The sequence below is a fragment of the Leuconostoc falkenbergense genome (assembly GCF_045801155.1).
GTDB classification, from domain to species: domain Bacteria; phylum Bacillota; class Bacilli; order Lactobacillales; family Lactobacillaceae; genus Leuconostoc; species Leuconostoc falkenbergense.
In genome coordinates this window covers 1,286,456-1,305,298 of the sequence record NZ_CP174386.1, presented here as the reverse complement: position 1 = coordinate 1,305,298, position 18,843 = coordinate 1,286,456, and the positions used below count along the sequence as shown (strand labels likewise).

General features: G+C 40.1%; 13 protein-coding genes. 10 read left to right on the top strand and 3 right to left on the bottom strand.

Going from position 1 to position 18,843, the window contains the following annotated elements:
- Positions 1-41: 41 nt before the first annotated feature.
- The 4 genes from ACI3ES_RS06465 to pgmB all read left to right on the top strand — a co-directional run bounded on the left by ACI3ES_RS06465 (position 42) and on the right by pgmB (position 5,461).
- Positions 42-1,394, top strand: coding sequence for an SLC45 family MFS transporter (locus ACI3ES_RS06465; protein ID WP_114666734.1), 1,353 nt, complete (start codon positions 42-44; stop codon positions 1,392-1,394).
- A gap of 94 nt (positions 1,395-1,488) precedes the next feature.
- On the top strand, positions 1,489-3,747 hold the full coding sequence (locus ACI3ES_RS06460; RefSeq protein ID WP_114666733.1) for a glycoside hydrolase family 65 protein: 2,259 nt from the start codon (positions 1,489-1,491) through the stop codon (positions 3,745-3,747).
- Positions 3,748-3,803: 56 nt separating this feature from the next.
- Positions 3,804-4,787: an aldose epimerase family protein gene (locus ACI3ES_RS06455; protein WP_114666732.1), complete on the top strand. Its 984-nt coding sequence runs from the start codon at positions 3,804-3,806 to the stop codon at positions 4,785-4,787.
- A gap of 2 nt (positions 4,788-4,789) precedes the next feature.
- The gene (gene pgmB, locus ACI3ES_RS06450) at positions 4,790-5,461 is read left to right on the top strand and encodes a beta-phosphoglucomutase (protein WP_080519216.1); all 672 of its coding nucleotides are present in this window, start codon (positions 4,790-4,792) and stop codon (positions 5,459-5,461) included.
- 50 nt (positions 5,462-5,511) lie between these two features.
- On the opposite strand, the gene ACI3ES_RS06445 is transcribed toward pgmB, so the two are convergent.
- On the bottom strand, positions 5,512-6,504 hold the full coding sequence (locus ACI3ES_RS06445) for a LacI family DNA-binding transcriptional regulator (RefSeq protein WP_114666731.1): 993 nt from the start codon (positions 6,502-6,504) through the stop codon (positions 5,512-5,514).
- Between the two features lie 116 nt (positions 6,505-6,620).
- Between ACI3ES_RS06445 and ACI3ES_RS06440 the strand changes: the two genes are divergently transcribed.
- The 6 genes from ACI3ES_RS06440 (at position 6,621) to ACI3ES_RS06415 (ending at position 15,702) form a co-directional block, all read left to right on the top strand.
- Positions 6,621-8,297, top strand: coding sequence for an alpha-glucosidase (locus ACI3ES_RS06440; protein ID WP_114666730.1), 1,677 nt, complete (start codon positions 6,621-6,623; stop codon positions 8,295-8,297).
- A gap of 70 nt (positions 8,298-8,367) precedes the next feature.
- Complete coding sequence (locus ACI3ES_RS06435) at positions 8,368-9,711, top strand: SLC45 family MFS transporter (protein ID WP_114666729.1); 1,344 nt, start codon at positions 8,368-8,370, stop codon at positions 9,709-9,711.
- A gap of 15 nt (positions 9,712-9,726) precedes the next feature.
- Complete coding sequence (locus ACI3ES_RS06430) at positions 9,727-11,409, top strand: glycoside hydrolase family 13 protein (RefSeq protein ID WP_407631950.1); 1,683 nt, start codon at positions 9,727-9,729, stop codon at positions 11,407-11,409.
- A gap of 349 nt (positions 11,410-11,758) precedes the next feature.
- Positions 11,759-13,060 carry a histidine--tRNA ligase gene (hisS, locus tag ACI3ES_RS06425; RefSeq protein WP_114666727.1) on the top strand — a complete coding sequence of 434 codons (1,302 nt, stop codon included), beginning with the start codon at positions 11,759-11,761 and terminating at the stop codon, positions 13,058-13,060.
- Positions 13,057-14,832: an aspartate--tRNA ligase gene (gene aspS / locus ACI3ES_RS06420; protein WP_080519213.1), complete on the top strand. Its 1,776-nt coding sequence runs from the start codon at positions 13,057-13,059 to the stop codon at positions 14,830-14,832. The genes hisS and aspS overlap by 4 nt, the downstream gene beginning before the upstream one ends.
- 3 nt (positions 14,833-14,835) lie before the next feature.
- The gene (locus tag ACI3ES_RS06415) at positions 14,836-15,702 is read left to right on the top strand and encodes a YitT family protein (protein ID WP_004910034.1); all 867 of its coding nucleotides are present in this window, start codon (positions 14,836-14,838) and stop codon (positions 15,700-15,702) included.
- Positions 15,703-15,747: 45 nt separating this feature from the next.
- Here the strand turns inward: ACI3ES_RS06415 and ACI3ES_RS06410 are convergent, their stop codons facing one another.
- Positions 15,748-17,166: an amino acid permease gene (locus ACI3ES_RS06410; RefSeq protein WP_114666726.1), complete on the bottom strand. Its 1,419-nt coding sequence runs from the start codon at positions 17,164-17,166 to the stop codon at positions 15,748-15,750.
- A 98-nt stretch (positions 17,167-17,264) separates the two neighbouring features.
- Complete coding sequence (locus ACI3ES_RS06405) at positions 17,265-18,812, bottom strand: PucR family transcriptional regulator (RefSeq protein WP_114666725.1); 1,548 nt, start codon at positions 18,810-18,812, stop codon at positions 17,265-17,267.
- Positions 18,813-18,843 lie beyond the last annotated feature (31 nt).

Here is an 18,843-nt window from a genome sequence, read left to right as displayed (position 1 = left end):
AAACAAGTTATGTTTCAAAATAATTTTTGGAGGAAGTAATTATGGCAGATAAGCAAAAAGGGCAGGGGCTGCCCAACTTGCCGCTGAGCACCATTTGGATGCTGAGTTTTGGATTTTTGGGCGTGCAGATGGCATTCTCATTGCAGAGTTCCCAAATGGGACGTATTTTTCAGACATTGGGTGCTGATCCCACTAAGTTAGGATTTTTCTTTATCCTACCACCGTTGGCAGGATTGTTCGTACAACCACTTGTTGGTTATTTCTCAGATCGCACATGGACAAAACGTTTTGGTCGTCGTATGCCTTATTTATTGGTTGGCGCTCTTGTGTCAGTCATCGTGATGTTCTTGTTGCCTAACTCAGGTAGTTTTGGTTTTTCAACTACTGCTGGGTTATGGTTTGGGGCTATCACAATTTTGTTCATGGATTTGAGCTCTAACGTTGCGATGCAGCCCTTCAAGATGGTTGTTGGTGACATGGTTAATGAAGACCAAAAGTCATACGCATACTCAATTCAAAGTTTCTTATCTAATACAGGATCTGTGTTGGCAACCATTTTTCCATTCTTGCTGACAGCGATTGGTGTTGCTAACACAGCGCCTAAAGGTCAAGTGCCAGCATCTGTAATTATTTCATTCTATGTTGGTGCAATCGTCTTAGTTGTCTTTTCACTGATTGCGGTCTTTAACGTAAAAGAATACGATGATGCCACTTATGAGTTATATCATGGCTATGCTTTGAACACACCAAATGATGGTGAAGGTGGCTTCTTAACTTTGTTAAAGCGCGCGCCAAAAACATTTTGGATGGTTACTTTGACTCAGTTCTTCTGCTGGATGGCATTCCAATATTTGTGGACCTACGGTACTGGTGCTGTGGCAGACAATATTTTCCATGCAACTGATCCAACAACGGCTGGTTACCAAAATGGTGGAAACTGGTTTGGTATCATGTCAGCGGTTTATGCCATTGCAGCCGTCGTGTGGTCGCTAGTATTATCAAAGATTCCAGCAAACAAAAACAAAACAGGTTATGCTTTGTCACTATTTTTGGGGGCAATTGGGTTCACATCAGTGTTCTTTATTCACTCACAGTATTTGTTGATTGGCTCATTTATTTTAATCGGTATTTCATGGGCAGGTATGATGGCATACCCATTCATTATGGTAACCAACGCATTGCCTGGTGATCACATGGGGACTTATCTAGGACTGTTTAACGGCTCAATTTGCTTACCACAAATTGTAGCCTCGGTTGCTAGTTTTGCACTATTCCCCGCACTTGGTTCACATTTCCCATCAATGATCTTAGTATCCGGAATTTTAATGTTAATTGGTGCTGCTAGTGTTGGGCTTATCAATGAAATTCACAGTAATCCAGTAGATGCACAATAATGGCTAACGCTTCGGCGTTAATATGTGCGATCGGTCATCGTAGATATTAGCGCTGAAGCTAAGCATTAGAAAAATTGAAGAGGTAGAAAGTCTTATGAAACGAATTTTTGAAGTTGATCCTTGGACAGTTACATCACATGATTTGAATCCCGAAGATAAACGTCTCCAAGAATCTATGACGAGTTTGGGCAACGAATACATGGGCATGCGTGGCATGTTCGAAGAAGTCTATTCCGGTGACACACATCAAGGAATTTACGTTGGTGGTGTTTGGTTCCCAGATAAAACACGTGTTGGTTGGTGGAAAAATGGTTATCCACTTTACTTTGGAAAAGCTATCAATGCGCTAAATTATGTCAAAGCAGACATTTACGTTGATGGCAATCAAGTTGATCTAGCTAAGAATGATGTGACTGATTTTGAAGTATCATTAGATATGAAAAATGGTGTTTTGAATCGAACGTTTACTGTGTTTGGCGTAACGTTTAAAATCACGCGCTTAGTTTCAGCAGCAGTGAAGGAATTGGCAGATATTCACTATGAGTTGTCATCTGCTGATGGTCAAACGCACACAATTCGTTTTGATGCTAGTATCGACGCTGACGTTGTCAATGAAGATTCAAATTATGATGAAAAGTTTTGGCAAGTTTTGGATGCAGGGAATGACACTAATTCATCATTTATCGCTACGCAAACGATTGAAAATCCGTTTGGTGTGCCACAATTTACAGTTGTTGCCCGTCAGAGCTTTGTTGGCGGTGAAAAGCATGGTGTGAACCGCTCTGAAAAAGAAGTGACTGATAACTTTGACATTGAAGTACCAGCTAAAGGTTCAGTTAGTTTTGAAAAGCGCGTGATTGTGACAACTTCGCGTGATTATGATAGCCTAGCTCAAGTGATTAAAGCAGGTGAAACACTAACTGCGGATCTTGCCGCACAAACATACGACGATATCTATACTGCACATGCGCAAGAATGGGCTAATCGTTGGGAAAAAGCTGATGTTCAAATTGAAGGAGATGATGCGGCGCAGCAAGGTATTCGCTTCAACTTATTCCAGTTATTCTCAACTTACTATGGTAATGATCCACGTTTGAATATTGGACCAAAAGGTTTCACTGGCGAGAAGTACGGCGGTGCCACGTATTGGGACACCGAAGCATTTGCCATTCCTGTTTACCTTGGTGTTGCTGATCCGTCCGTGACCCGTTCATTGCTACAATATCGTTTTGATCAGTTGGATGGTGCATTCCACAATGCCAAAGAACAAGGCTTAAAGGGTGCTTTGTACCCAATGGTGACCTTTGATGGTATTGAGTCACACAACGAGTGGGAAATTACTTTTGAAGAAATTCACCGTAATTCGACAATTGCTTATGCGATTTATAATTATACAAACATCACAGGAGATCACTCATGGCTTGACGGTGATGGCGCACAAGTTTTGTATAATATTGCACGTTTCTGGGCAGATCGTGTCCACTATTCTGCCCGAAACGATCAGTACATGATTCATGGTGTTACGGGTCCCAACGAGTATGAAAACAATGTTAATAACAATTTCTATACAAATTGGATGGCTAAGTGGGTTTTGCAATACTCACTTGAACACTACGATGAAATTAATGCTGATGAAAAAGCTAAGTTGGCTTTGACGGATGAAGAATTAGCAAAGTGGCAAGAAATTGTTGATAAAATGTATTTGCCAGAGGCTGATGTTGAAACCAAGACAGGTAAGAAGCATATCTTTGTTCAACATGATACATTCTTGGATAAAGATTTGACACCAATTGCTGATATGCCACAAGACATTCGACCAATTAACCAAAACTGGTCATGGGATCGCATTTTGCGCTCGCCATATATTAAGCAATCTGATACATTACATGCTATGTTCTATTTCCCAGACGCGTTTACAGAAGAAGAAAAGCGTAACAACTTTGAATTCTATGAACCATTGACAGTGCATGAGTCATCATTGTCGCCTTCTGTTCACTCAATTTTGGCTGCTGACTTACAAATGGAAGATAAAGCAGTTGAAATGTACGAACGTGCGGCTCGTTTGGACTTAGATAATTATAATAATGATACGTCAGATGGTTTGCATATAACCGCTATGACAGGTTCATGGTTAGCGATTGTGCAAGGATTTGCTGGTATGCGTGTTCGTGATGGTAAACTCCACTTGAAGCCATTCTTACCAAAGAATTGGACAAAATATGCTTTCCGTTTGGTATTCCGCGGTCATGTTTTGGAAGTGTCAGTCGATGGTCAAGGTGCACATGTTGACTTGATTTCAGGTGAACCATTAGTGATTGACCTATCAGGGCAAAATGTCGAATTGACAAAGTAATAAGCATGATGATGAGCGAGGAATCGCTCATTTGCTGTATAGCAGGAAAGGATATCATGAAAGTAGTAGAGAAGGATTTTGGGCAATTACCTGACGGAAAAGTCGTGACGGCGTTTACCCTAGAAAATATCAATCACACACAGATTACTGCGATTTCATACGGGGCAACTTGGCAATCGTTTTCCGTTGAACGTGATGGTGTCAAACAAGAATTGTTAGTACAATTTGATGATTTAGCCGCGTATTTAGATAATCCATTCCATTTTGGAAATACAATTGGTCGAGTTGGTGGTCGTTTATCACAAACTGATTATGATATTAATGGGGCACATTTTACATTAACGCCAAATGATCATGGCAATGTTTTACACTCTGGCATCAATGGTTTTGACGCGGTTAATTGGCACGGTGAAGCAAGAAATTTGGGTACAGCGGCGGAAATTAATTTCACACGAACTTTTGATGATGAGTTTGCTGGTAAATTAGCTGCCCAAGTGACTTATCGATTGGACGATGAAGATCGTCTAGATATTATATTTAGTGGCGTTTCAACCGAGAATACATTGTTCAACCCAATGACGCACGTATACTTTAATTTAGTTGGCAAGGATCAAGATATTAGTCAGCATAAATTACAAATTGCGTCACGTCAACATCTTGAAGTTGATAACAACACGATTCCAACCGGTAACGTGATTGATAATCAAAATACAAAATTTGATTTTGCGCATTTACACGCCTTGGGACAAGAGCATTATGATGATGCTTGGGTATTAGATCCAAGCCGTCAAGGGGAAGGTGTAGGACTAACTTCACCCGATGAAAGTTTGACCTTGACAGTGGATTCAGATCGCAATGGTGTTGTTGTATTCACTGCCAATCCTGACGATAGCAGTGACATTAAAACAGCGCTTGCTATTGAGATGCAGACTTTGCCTGATGCGGTTAATCATGAAGGCTTTGGCGATATTGTTTTGCCAGCAAATGAAACAAAAACATATACTGTAACTTACCAAATTAAAAAAAGTGAGGATAAATAAAAATGGCTAAATTTTCAGATATTAAAGGTTTTGCCTTTGATTTAGATGGAGTTATTGCTGACACGGCGCGCTTTCATGGTGAAGCTTGGCATCAAACAGCTGATGAGGTTGGCACAACTTGGACACCAGAATTGGCTGAAGGTTTGAAGGGCATCAGTCGCATGGCTTCCTTGCAAATGATTTTGGATGCTGGAGATCATGCCAATGATTTTTCTCAAGCAGATAAAGAAGCATTAGCAGAAAAGAAAAATCATAATTATCAACAACTCATTTCAACATTGACTGAAGATGATATTTTGCCTGGCATGAAAGATTTCATTCAATCAGCTAAGGCAGCTGGCTATACAATGTCGGTGGCATCAGCTTCTAAAAACGCACCAATGATTCTAGATCATTTGGGATTGACCGAGTATTTTGTTGGCATTGTTGATCCTGCCACTTTGACAAAGGGAAAACCTGATCCTGAAATCTTCGTTCGTGCTGCAGAGGTCTTACATTTAGATCCAGAAAATGTCATTGGATTGGAAGATTCAGCTGCTGGTATTGCGTCAATCAATGGGGCAGGTGAGACATCACTAGCCATTGGTAACGCAGATGTTTTGTCAGGAGCGGACTTGAATTTTGAGTCAACTTCAGAAGTGACGTTGGCAAATATTGAAGCTAAAATGCAATAGATGATGAAAAGAGTGTCAGTGTTTTTATACACTGACACTCTTTTGTTGTTTTAATTAATGTTTGCCACTGTACCACCTTGTTTAATTGTGATATCAGTAAAAGTGACGGTATGCGGCGAGAGGGTGTGATCAGCGAGAGCCATAATAGCTAATTCTCCCATTTGTGCAAAGTTTTGCTGCGCAGCCGTTAAGATAGGACGTGTTAATTGAGTTAATTCTGTCCCATCGATGGTCACAATTGATAGATCCTGAGGGACAGCAATGCCAGCATCTTTTGCACCATTGAGTAAGCCAATGCTAATAATGTCCGCTGAGCCAATAGCAGCAGTAAAAGGTAAAGGCGCGCCGAATTTTTTGATAGCATCTAAGCCAGTTTGATAATCATTATCAACGCCCCAGATGAATTCTGGATTATAGGTAATACCATGATCTAACAGTGCATCAATAAAACCTTTGCGCCTTAAAACTGCAACAATAGGATCTGGATTGGACGCGCCAATTAAGGCCATTTTGCGGTGTCCATGATTGTATAAATAATCCACGATAGTGTGCATCATGGCGTAGTTATCTGAGGAAATAGAAGGAATCACATTATTGAGTTGGTTAGAGACACTCAGCAAGCGTACGTCAGCCTTTGTTAAGACCTCGAAAACAGGATCTTCGATATCAATGGCTAACATGACAACCGCTAATAGTTGCCGGGAAAGCAATGATTTAACAGTTTTGATTTGCTGCTGGCTGTCCGTTTCAACGAAAGCAATCAACAGTTCATAGTCTAATTCGAAAGCCTTTGCTTGCATGCCTTTAATGATTTCATCAGCAAAGTTAGTATGCGTGGTTGGCACTAATACACCAATGACGCGGCTTTCTTTTTGTGATAAATCGGCGGCTGATTGATTCTTATAGTATCCCATTTCGTGAGCTAATTGCCGAACACGTTGTGCTGTTGCCTCACTAAAACGCCCACGATTAGTTAAAATACGTGAGACGGAAGCGGCTGAAATACCAGCTTTATTTGCAATATCTTTGATTGTAATAGCCATAAGTTATATTATAACCCAAAATAAGTTGACAAACGAAATGAAAGCGGTTACAATATTAATTGCGTAAACGTTTACTCAAATATTAAAAAGGTAATTAGGAATCATGAGGCATGATAATGAATCAAAATAAATGGTGGCAAAAAGCAACCGTCTACCAGATTTATCCGCGCAGTTTTCAGGATAGTAATGGTGATGGTGTTGGCGACATTCCGGGCATTATTCAACGACTCCCATATTTAAAAGAACTAGGGGTGCAAGTCATCTGGCTAAGTCCGATTTACCAATCACCAAATGATGATAACGGATACGATATCAGTGATTATCGCAAAATCTTACCAGAATTTGGCACGATGGCGGATGTGGATGAAATGATTACAATTGCCCATGAGTTGGGCCTAAAAATCATGATGGACTTGGTTGTCAACCACACATCTGGTGAACATCATTGGTTCCAGCAAAGTCGTCAGTCACGTGATAATCCGTATCGTGATTATTACATTTGGCGAGATCCTGTTGATGGACACGAGCCCAATAATTGGCTGTCGGATTTTGGCGGATCAGCTTGGGCGTTTGATGAAAAAACAAAACAATACTATTTACATCTTTTCTCAAAAAAACAGCCTGATTTGAATTGGGAAAATCCAGCGCTACGTGAAGCAATCTATGAAACAATGGCTTGGTGGTTGAACAAAGGGATTGATGGATTCCGAATGGATGTCATCAATCTTATCTCAAAACAAACAGGATTGCCAAATGATCCTAATGTGAACGCTGATAATCACGGATCGTCAATGACATTTGTTGCCAATGGACCAAAGGTACACCAATATTTGCAGGAAATGAATGCTAAGGTGTTGTCACGCAACGATATTATCACTGTTGGCGAAACCCCCGGCGTGACAACGTCAGATGCGATTCAGTATGCTGGGTTTGATAGTCATGAATTACAAATGATTTTCCAATTTGAGCATACGGAGATTGACAATAGTCGTGAAGGCTTAGGAAAGTGGAGTGATGAGCGATTTAATTTAGTAGATTTGAAGCGAATTTTATCTAAATGGCAAACAGCACTGGATGGCAAAGCTTGGAACAGTCTTTATTGGAACAACCACGATCGACCACGTGTGGTATCAAGATTTGGTGATGATTCTGAAGCTTATCGCGTTGTCTCTGCAAAAATGTTAGCCACAACATTGCACTTTATGCAGGGAACGCCCTACATTTATCAAGGTGAAGAAATCGGCATGACAAATGTTGATTGGTCATCAATTTCACAATACCAAGACATTGATACTTTAAATGCCTATCAAGATTTAGTGGTTGAACAGCAACGTGTCTCACCAGAACGAATGATGACTTATATACACCATTCCTCACGTGATAATGCTCGGACGCCAATGCAGTGGGATGATAGTAATCAGGCTGGTTTTACAAAGGGAAAACCTTGGCTAGCAGTTAATTCGAATTATGAAACAATTAACGTGGCACAAGCATTAGCTGACCAACAATCCATCTTTTATTTCTACAAAAAAATTATTGCATTACGACAGCAAATGCCACTCATCACTAACGGACATTATCAGGTACTGGACATGGCAGATTCAGAAGTCTATGCTTACAAGCGAATTGGTGTTGATTCTGAATTATTAGTCATTAGTAACTTTACGAATCAAACCTTGACGCGTCATTATACATTGAACGATGGCGCGAATATGATTTTAAGTAACTATGATGATGATCAGGGGGATACCTTACGACCTTATGAATCAAAAGTGTACTTTGAAGGTACATAATGGCATAAAATGTAAGCGGTTACTTTAAAATGGCGTGTGTAAACTAAAATCACTTAAAAGGAGAGTGAATATGTTGAATAGTAAGACACAAAAAAAAGGTCAGCTCCCCATGCTGACCAGCATGCAGTTATTCTTAATGACTTTTGGTTATGCTGGTGTTCAAGTTGCATTTTCAGTACAAACTGGTAACATGGGTCGAATCTTTCAAACGTTAGGTTCAGATCCAACAAAATTGGGGTTTTTCTTCATTTTGCCACCATTAGCGGGCATGATTACCCAACCATTAATTGGTTTGTTTTCTGATAAAACTTGGCTACCTAAGTTAGGTCGACGAATGCCTTATTTGATTGGCGGCTGTTTGGTTTCCCTAATTGTGTTATTGCTTTTGCCAAATACCGGATCATTTGGTTTTGGGTACGGATCATTGACAGCGCTATGGTTTGGTGCAGTGACAGTGTTATTCATGAACCTATCGGCCAATGTCTCTATGCAGCCGTTCAAGATGATTATTCCTGACATGGTTAATGAACAACAAACCGATAAAGCGTGGAGTTTGCAAAACATTTGGGGTAGCTTAGGGGGCGTGATTGCTTTCGTCTTTCCGTTTATTTTGACCTCATTTGGGGTGGCCAATACTGCTGCCCGAGGTGTTGTCCCAGATTCTGTTAAAATTTCATTTTATGTGGCAGCGGCTATTTTGTTAATTTCAACTGTCTTTACTATTATGAATGTTAAAGAATACGATCCAGAAACACTGGCTTATTACCATGGCTATAACGCCGAAACAAAGCAGCATGAATCATTTATCACAATTCTAAAGCACGCACCAAAGGTATTTTGGACACTAGGTGTGGTTGAATTCTTTGTTTGGTTCGGTATTCCATATATGTGGACATACTCAACTGGTGCTTTGTCAGAGAACATTTGGCATGTTTCAGATCCTGCATCTGCAGGTTATCAAGCGGCTGGTAATTGGTTTGGTATTTTACAGGCTGTTTACTCAGTTGTGGCAATTGTGGTGGGAATTTTATTCCAGCGTTTGAATAATAAAACGCGCAAAGGTGCTTATTTTCTCAGCTTGATTGCTGGTGGCATTGGCTTTATTGTTGTTGCCTATGGCCATACACATCTTTCATCACTGATTGGATTCATTTTGATTGGTATTGGTTGGATTGCGTTAATCTCTATTCCGTTTACCATCTTGACGAATGCCTTAGATGGTAAGCATGATGGCATCTATTTGGGATTGTTCAATTGCTTTATCTGCATTCCGCAAATTGTGGCGTCAGTTGCTAGTTTTGCAATTTTCCCAGCAGTGGGTAAATCAATGGCACACATGTTAGCAATTGCCGGCGTCTTCTTGATGATTGGTGGTTGCCTAATCTGGACCGTAAAAGAAGAAAATCGTAATTAAAAAAGGAGAATTATCATGACAGAAACAATTAAATGGTGGCAAAAAGCAGTTGTATATCAAGTTTATCCTAGGTCTTTTCAAGACGCTAACGGAGATGGTATCGGTGATTTACAGGGTATCGAGCAACGCCTTGATTACATTAAAAAATTAGGTGCCGATGTTGTATGGCTAAATCCTGTCTATGCATCACCAGACAAAGATAATGGTTACGATATTTCCGATTATGAAGATATCAATGCCAAATTTGGTACAATGGCTGATTTTGATCGCTTGCTAGCAAAAGCGCATGATAAGGGCATCAAAATTTTGATGGATTTGGTTGTTAATCATACCTCAGATCAGCATAAATGGTTTATTGAAAGCCGTAGTTCAAAAGATAATGATAAGCGTGATTTCTATATTTGGCGTGATCCAGTGGATGGACACGAGCCTAATAACTGGGGCTCATTTTTCTCTGGTCCAGCTTGGAAATTTGATGAGGCGACAGGGCAATATTATCTACACTTGTTTGTCGAAGGTCAACCTGATCTAAATTGGGTTAATCCTAAAGTACGTCAATCTGTCTTTGATATGATGAACTTCTGGGTTGATAAGGGCATTGATGGTTTCAGAATGGACGTCATTTCCCTCATTTCTAAGCCAGATGGCTTGCCTGATGGTGAAGTACCAGAGGGGGGTGAGTATGGGAATTCAGATAAAGCCGTTGCCAACGGTCCGCATGTCCATGAATACTTGCAAGAAATGCGTCAACAAGTCTTAAACAGGGCTGATATGATGACCGTTGGTGAAGCCTCAGGTGTTGATATTGAAAATGCCGTTAAGTATGCCAATCAAGACAACTCAGAATTGAACATGGTCTTCCAATTTGAGCACATGGGGCTTGACAATAATCCTAATCCCGCGCTTGGAAAATGGTATGACAAAAAAGTTTCCCTCGTTGATTTGAAAGAAAATCTCTCAAAATGGCAGAATGATTTGGCTGGTAAAGCATGGAATTCACTTTATTGGGATAATCATGATCAACCACGTGCTGTGAGTCGTTATGGGGATGACCGTCCTGAATATCGCGTTGTATCTGCTAAAATGGTAGCCACTTTACTTCATTTCATGCAAGGAACGCCCTATGTTTATCAAGGTGAAGAAATTGGCATGACCAACGCCTATAATTTGCAACGTGATGATTTTGATGATGTTGAAATTAAAAATGCTTTCAAATACTTGATTGATAAAGATCACTTAACTGATGAAGCAACCATGCTGAAGTATGTACATGCCAAAGGTCGTGATAACGCTCGTACACCAATGCAGTGGGACGATAGCAAAAATGCGGGCTTCACAACCGGCACACCATGGTTAAAGATGAATGATAATTATGACACCATTAATGCCAAGGCTTCGTTAGCAGACTTAAATTCAACATTTTATTACTACCAAAAGCTCATTCGCTTACGCCACGAATTACCAATCATAACGACAGGCACATACGAATTGTTGGATCCTGAAGACGAACAAGTTTACGCTTACCGTCGTGTTGGTCAAAATGAGTCGTTATTGGTAATCAATAACTTCACCAGCGAAACGTTGACGCGTGACTATCATGTGCCAGATAACGCGTCAGTCCTCATTAGTAATTATGAGGATGACGCTTTGACAACACTTCGTCCTTATGAAGCAAAAGTATATCGTTTTGATAAGTAATTTTGTCTTGTAATTGGCTTGACTTTGAGGTGAGATAACTATATCATTAAGGCATATATTAAAGCCGATGAATTGGAAAAATTACGCTCTGGACCATCAGAAATTTTGCGGGTGATGCAAGCAAAACGATGACGTAATTTGTGACACCTTGGAGGACACTGTTGTATAAGGCAGTGCGTGGTAGCGCGATAAGCAATCTAAGTGATGTGTATGCATCAACATCTAAGGTGGTACCGTGCAATTGCGCCCTTAACGAATAATCGTTGAGGGCGCTTTTTCAGTTTTAATGTCAAAAACAGAAGGAGAACAACTGACTTGTCATAACATGACTGTCAGCAATTAAAATACGATGGCAAAACCACTTTTCCAGCGCCCTAAGGGTACTGCTGATTTATTACCAGATCAAACAAGCCAATGGCAACACGTTGAAAATGTTGCGCGTTTATTATTTGGTGACTATAATTTTAAAGAAGTTCGAACACCAATATTTGAAAATTTTGAAGTTTTTTCTCGTTCAGCAGGTGATACATCAGATGTTGTCACTAAGGAAATGTATGATTTTCATGATAAAGGTGATCGCCATATTGCCCTACGACCAGAGGGAACAGCCGGAATTGTCCGCGCGTATGTCGAGAATAAATTATATGGGCCAGAATTTGATAAGCCTTATAAATCATTTTACATTGGACCAATGTTCCGTTATGAACGTCCACAAGCAGGGCGTATGCGCCAATTTCATCAAATTGGTGTAGAAGCTTTTGGCTCCTCATCACCAGCACTTGACGTCGAAGTTATTGCGATGGCAATTGATTTGTTCCAAACCCTTGGTTTAAAGAATTTGCGTGTTGCAATTAATACTTTGGGTGATAAGCAGTCACGAGATGATTATCGCCAAGCATTGATTGACTATCTTACGCCACATCGTTCTGAATTATCTGCCGATTCTCAGGCGCGTTTGGAGAAAAATCCACTTCGCATTTTAGATTCAAAAGATCCACGAGATCAAGTTTTTGTGGCTGACGCACCTTCAATTTTGGATTATTTGTCTGAAGCCTCACAACAGCACTTCCAAAAAGTTCAAGAATTGTTGACGGCTTTGAATCTTGACTTTGAAATTGACCCAACAATGGTTCGTGGTTTGGATTATTATAACGATACAATCTTTGAAGTAATGACAGTTGATGAGCAATTAAAAGGTGCTGCAACAATTGCCGGCGGTGGTCGCTATTCAGGATTGGTATCTGTTTTTGGTGGTCCTGAAACAGCTGGCGTTGGTTTTGGTATTGGCATGGAGCGTTTGGTGAGTTTGTTAAACGCGCAAGGTGTTGCACCAGAAGTCGATAATGACCTTGATTTTTATGTTGTCAACATCGGTGATGAAACAGATATTGCAGCTATGCAAATCGTGCAAGCAATCCGGTCATTTGGTTTCGTTGCTGAACGTGATTATCTGGATCGCTCAGCAAAAGCACAGTTTAAAACAGCGGATCGTCACAATGCTAAGTACGTCGTGACTGTTGGGGAAAAAGAGTTAGCAGCACACGCTGCTAATATTAAAAACATGGCAACTGGTGAACAGCAACTTGTTAAATTGGCTGATCTTTATACAGATTTGCCAACAATTATTGATGCACAAGGAGACGAACAATGAAACGAACAACATATGCAGGTTTAATTGACGAAAGTTATCTTGACCAAACGGTGACGTTGAGTGGTTGGGTGCAAAAGCGTCGTGATTTTGGTGACTTGATATTTGTTGACTTACGTGATCGCGAAGGCATTGTGCAATTAACATTCAATGCTACTAACCAATCAGCTTTGACTGTCGCCGAAGATATGCGAAGTGAATATGTTGTTGCTGTGACTGGTAAAGTCATCAAACGTGATGCTAGCCAAATTAACGATAAAATTAAGTCTGGTGCCGTTGAAGTTGATGTGACATCAGCCAAAATTTTGGCAACGTCAAAAACACCACCATTTTATATTGAGGATAACGTTAATGCTAATGAGGAACTCAAGTTGCAGTATCGTTATTTAGACTTGCGTCGACCAGAAATGCAAAAGAACCTACGCGTTCGGTCTAAAATCATGTCCAGTGCCATGCACTTCATGGATACACATGATTTTATTAACATTGAAACACCAATTTTGGCTAAGTCAACGCCTGAAGGTGCCCGTGATTACTTGGTGCCATCTCGTGTTTTCCCAGGATCGTTTTATGCGTTGCCACAATCACCTCAACTATTCAAGCAACTATTGATGGGGGCTGGATTTGATCGCTATTTCCAAATCGCACGTGCGTTCCGTGATGAGGACTTGCGTGGTGATCGACAACCTGAATTTACACAAATGGATGTGGAAACATCATTCATGACTGCTGATGAAATTCGGGAACTGGTCAATGAATGGGTCAAAGCAATGATGAACGATGTCGTGAACTTTGATCTTGATACGACCACCATTCCGACTCTAACATGGCAAGAATCAATGGATCGTTTTGGTACGGACAAACCTGATTTGCGAATTGCTTATGAAATTCATGATCTTTCTGATACCGTTTCAAATAGTGAATTTGGTGTGTTTGCCAACGCTGTTAAAGCTGGTGGTGTTGTGAAAGCCATCGCTGTACCGGGCGGTGCCGATCACTATTCTCGTAAAGACATCGATAAATTGGCACAATATATTGAACGATTTGGTGCTAAAGGTTTGGCATGGTTAAAGGTAACTGATGACGGACTAACTGGTCCAATTGCCAAATTCTTTAAACCAGAAGATAGTCAAGCTTTGATAGCTGGCGTTGGTGGCCAAACGGGAGACTTGTTGTTATTCGGTGCTGGTCGTAATGATGTTGTGTCGGCTACTTTGGATTATCTCCGCCGTCAAACAGCTGCTGATCTTGATTTGGTGGACAAAACAAATCCTTGGGCATTTGCATGGATTGTTGATTGGCCATTATTTGAATATTCAGAAGATTTCGACCGTTGGATTGCTGCCCACCATCCATTTACAATGCCAAATGAAGAAGATTTACACTATCTTGATGATGGTGAAGATCCACATAAAGCGCATGCGCAAAGTTATGATTTGGTCTTGAACGGTTATGAGTTAGGCTCAGGATCAATCCGTATTCACCGTATGGACATTCAGGAAAAAATGCTTAAGGCACTTGGTTTTACACCTGAAAAAGCGCATGAGGCATTTGGTTTCTTGCTTGAAGGCATGGAATTTGGTTTCCCGCCAATGGGTGGTATCGCGCTTGGACTAGATCGTTTAGCAATGTTATTGGCCGGGCAAGAAAATATTCGTGAAGTCATTGCTTTTCCTAAAAATTCACGAGCAACTGAACCGATGACGGAAGCACCAACGCGTGTTGAAACAAAACAGTTGAATGAATTAGGTTTATTTGTACCAGAAGCCGAGTGATTGATGCAAAAAATATTTCATAATTTCATGAAAAATCAATACGCGAGTCGTGTTGGTGGTGCTATATTTTACGGTGTGATTGTTGCTTTTGCAATGAATTACTTCTGGCATCCTGGTCATATCTATTCATCAGGGTTTACTGGATTTGCCCAGTTAGTTTCAACTTTAAGTGGTGAAAAAATTCCGGTTGCGCTCGCATTGGCGTTGGTTAATTTACCAATGTTGGTGATTGCTTGGTGGCAGTTGTCTTGGCGTTTTGCTACTTTCACCACGTTGGCTGTACTTCTCAGTTCAGCCTTGATGCCACTGTTTGATACAACTCGCGTGTTAACGCCAGATCCTTTAATTAATGCCATGTTTGGTGGTGCTTTAAATGGTATGGCTGTTGGAACGGCATTACGATATGGCGTAGGAACCGGCGGATTAGATGTCATTGGCATGTTAGTTAAAAAACACTTTGGCTTCAAAATGGGACCCATTAATTTGGCGTTCAACGCCCTTATTATGATTGGTGCTGGATTAACTTATGGCTGGAAATATGCGCTGTATTCAATTGTCGGTGTCATTATTAGTTCACGTATGATTGACGCTTTTTATACCCGTCAACAACAGATGCAAGTCATGATTATTACGACGAAGCCGGACGAAATGGTTGACGGTATTCAGCGTAAAATGCGTCGCGGTGTCACTATTATTAACGATGCTCGCGGTGGTTATACTGGTCAAGAACGTTCAGTACTGCTGACAGTGATTACGCAACAGGAACGCTTTGAATTGCGTGAAGCAATGAAAGAAGTTGATGAACACGCGTTTTCATCAACATGGAAAATTGAGCATACTGTCGGTCGCTTTTACGAACCGGAACTATAAACATATTAAAAGGGATCCAGTAATGTTGGATCCCTTTTAATATGTTTATGACGCTGTTGACGTTGAAGTCGAAACTTTTGATGAAAACTTACGATGTGAGAGATAACCAAAAATGATAGTAAAGACAATGGCACCAATAGCTGACATTCGTGAATCAGCTTGGAAGAACAAACTGATGTAAATTGCTGCGAAGAATAGCAATGTCAAGGGACTGGTCCATTTGTAACCAGGCATGACGAACCCGTTTGGCATAAAGTCAGTTGATTCACGGAACTTACGATGAGCGTACATTGTCATCGCATAAACGATAATATACATGTTTGACGAAATTGATGTGATAAATCCAAAAGCACTAGTAATTTGTGGAATTGAATTAATAACAGGTGACAACAGTACTAACACGGCAGTCAGAATAATTGCTTTAGCGGGAACACCGTTTGATGATATTTCTCGGAAATTCCCCATGAGCTTGGAATCAGACTCTTCGGCCAGTTGATAAAAGTGTCGACCTGCTGAATAAATAGCAGAATTGAGTGCCGAAGCGGCTGATGTTAGAACAACAAAGTTGATAACTAACGCGGCGGCTTTGAAACCAGCTAATTGAAAGACCATAACGAACGGACTTTCATCAGGTGTTTTAGCAATCACATGCCAATTAATAATGGACATGATGATAATCATAGCACCAAGATAGAAAATCAAGATACGGAAAATAATCGTGTTAATCGCTTTTGGCAAAACCTCACGTGGGTTTTGTGTTTCAGCTGTTGTGATACCAACGAATTCCATGCCTTGGAAGGCGAAAAATACCATTGGAAAGGCAGCGAAGAACATACTTGCACCATTTGGAAATAGTGTGAAGTTAGAAAATACATTGCCAAATGAGGCAACCGTGTGGCCACCACTAGCAGGGGCCTTGAAGCCTGTTGCAATCAAGAATAATCCTGTTACAATCATGGCAACAATGGCGATGATCTTTATCATCGCAAACCAGTATTCGGTTTCTCCAAACAGTTTAACGGCGATGAGGTTAATCATTGTCAAAATGAAGAGAAAGGCAACTTGAATGATCCATGTTTGCCAGTTGGGGAACCAAAATTTAACATAAGTAGAGACCGCTGTTAATTCAGCCATTGCAACGAAAACAAGACCAATCCAATAAGACCAACCTGCAAAATAGCCTGCACCTGCGCCCACATACTTACTGATAAAGGAGACAAATGTATGTTGCGACGGGTCAGCATATAACATTTCGCCAATGCCTCGCATCATCATGAAGAAGAAAGCGCCTAATACTGCATAAACAATCAGAATTGAAGGACCTGTCTTCGCAATTGAATTACCTGCTCCTAAAAATAATCCGGTACCAATTGTGCCGCCAATGGCGATCATTTGAACGTGCTTCTTTTTGAGACCACGAATGGTACCGTCGTGGTTCACCGCTAGATTTGTGTATTCGATCATATGTAATGCCTCCTTGATTGGAAACAATTTTATCATGTTTATCATCAAATACTAATTTTTCTTTGCACAAACTTATTTTTGTGATTTATGCAAAGTGACTAATTAATTAACAATAATGACAGCTGAATATCCACTAACACATCGGGCATTTCTAAATTAACATCTAACAGCTCCGCAATACGCTTCAAGCGATAATTGATTGTATTACGGTGTACAAACATTGCGCCAGCTACTGCTGTAACGTTTTGATGTAAAAAAATATATGTTTCTAGTGTCTTGAGTAGTTCAGGATTGTCCAAGATAGGGCCAAGTGTTTTTTCAACAAAGGCGTGGCTTTCTTGTGGTGGTAGTAGATGAAGCAGTTCAAGCGCACTTTTTGGTCTAAAGCGCATAATGGGGTGGGTTTTAGTTGTTAATTTCAAAGCGTTATTTGCTTGCTCGTAGAGCTCCGCTAATTGTTTCATTTCACCAGTAACGCGTGAAAAGCCAATGGTAAAATAATATTCTAGTTTATCTTGTTCAGTTAAAAAATCATATAATTCTTGCAAAAAAGAACGCGTGTCAATGGTCATATTAATCAGTAAAACAAGCTGTTGTTTGTGAGAAAAGATTAATACGGACCAATTTGATTCCCGAATGAACCACCGAGTGAGTGCTTGAAGAATTTCAAATTGCCGTGTTTCAATGACTGTTTTCTTTGTGGTAAAGTCTAATACTGCAACACGATAGCGTGCCGTAACGTCAATATTGGCATCGTTCAAGTAGTGACTGATTGCTTCTTGGCTTAGGCCTGATTCCATGACATTCAGAAAAAAACCAGAGCGATTACGGAATTCTGTTTCATTAATGAGATCGGTGCGAGAGTTTGCAAATCCCAATGCGTTAATGACTTGTTCACGTTTCAACAATTGAAAGTCAGACAATCGATCTTCTGAAGTAGCAATTGCCACGAAAGCTTTATTTTCCTTTAAGGCAGAAAAAATGGGCAAAATATCAAAATTTTGACCTTTAAAAGTGACACGAACTTTCTCTTGAAGATTCAGATAAGCAATCCCGGAAGATTCGCGTAAAAATTTAGTGAAAAAATCACGTTCCTTGAGTAAAGATGTACTGGCATATATTGCTGTAAAGTGAGAATCTAATAATAAGAGTGGCGCTTCTAAAATTTGGGCACTTAAATCAAGCAAGTGTTGATAAGTATTATTATGGTTGATTGCCGATAATTCTTGATTGATTTTCACAATTTCATGTAATTCACCCGTATGTTTACTCAAGATAACGTCATTTAAATTACGAATTGTAATAGAAATTACTTCATCAGCAGGGGTCCATATAATAGGAATTCGATGTTTATTGGCTAAAACAATCACATCACGCGGTAATTCTGTGAAGTAACGATTGTATTTAATGCCTAATCCAGCAGCGTTGTGTTTATCTAGTTCAATAATTAAACTACGTAATAGTGGTAAATTATCATGGAAGAGGTAACCAGTTGTTAAAATTAACTGTCCGGGTAATAAATATTTTTCAAAATCCGGCGCGTCAACAACACCAACCTGACTAACCTCTCGAGATAATCCTTCTTCACCAGCTGCGACAGTATATTGACCCATCAAAGGTTCATTTAATAACGATTTAAACTTCATAGTTTGCCTCCAGAAAATTACCATTATTATG

What these genes read in the sequence shown, in the direction of transcription:
- ACI3ES_RS06435 (WP_114666729.1), top strand. Translation starts at nt 8,368, where the DNA reads ATGTTGAATAGTAAGACACAAAAAAAAGGTCAGCTCCCCATGCTGACC.
- ACI3ES_RS06410 (WP_114666726.1), bottom strand. Translation starts at nt 17,166, where the DNA reads ATGATCGAATACACAAATCTAGCGGTGAACCACGACGGTACCATTCGT.
- pgmB (WP_080519216.1), top strand. Translation starts at nt 4,790, where the DNA reads ATGGCTAAATTTTCAGATATTAAAGGTTTTGCCTTTGATTTAGATGGA.
- ACI3ES_RS06430 (WP_407631950.1), top strand. Translation starts at nt 9,727, where the DNA reads ATGACAGAAACAATTAAATGGTGGCAAAAAGCAGTTGTATATCAAGTT.
- ACI3ES_RS06465 (WP_114666734.1), top strand. Translation starts at nt 42, where the DNA reads ATGGCAGATAAGCAAAAAGGGCAGGGGCTGCCCAACTTGCCGCTGAGC.
- ACI3ES_RS06455 (WP_114666732.1), top strand. Translation starts at nt 3,804, where the DNA reads ATGAAAGTAGTAGAGAAGGATTTTGGGCAATTACCTGACGGAAAAGTC.
- hisS (WP_114666727.1), top strand. Translation starts at nt 11,759, where the DNA reads ATGGCAAAACCACTTTTCCAGCGCCCTAAGGGTACTGCTGATTTATTA.
- ACI3ES_RS06405 (WP_114666725.1), bottom strand. Translation starts at nt 18,812, where the DNA reads ATGAAGTTTAAATCGTTATTAAATGAACCTTTGATGGGTCAATATACT.
- ACI3ES_RS06415 (WP_004910034.1), top strand. Translation starts at nt 14,836, where the DNA reads ATGCAAAAAATATTTCATAATTTCATGAAAAATCAATACGCGAGTCGT.
- ACI3ES_RS06460 (WP_114666733.1), top strand. Translation starts at nt 1,489, where the DNA reads ATGAAACGAATTTTTGAAGTTGATCCTTGGACAGTTACATCACATGAT.
- aspS (WP_080519213.1), top strand. Translation starts at nt 13,057, where the DNA reads ATGAAACGAACAACATATGCAGGTTTAATTGACGAAAGTTATCTTGAC.
- ACI3ES_RS06445 (WP_114666731.1), bottom strand. Translation starts at nt 6,504, where the DNA reads ATGGCTATTACAATCAAAGATATTGCAAATAAAGCTGGTATTTCAGCC.
- ACI3ES_RS06440 (WP_114666730.1), top strand. Translation starts at nt 6,621, where the DNA reads ATGAATCAAAATAAATGGTGGCAAAAAGCAACCGTCTACCAGATTTAT.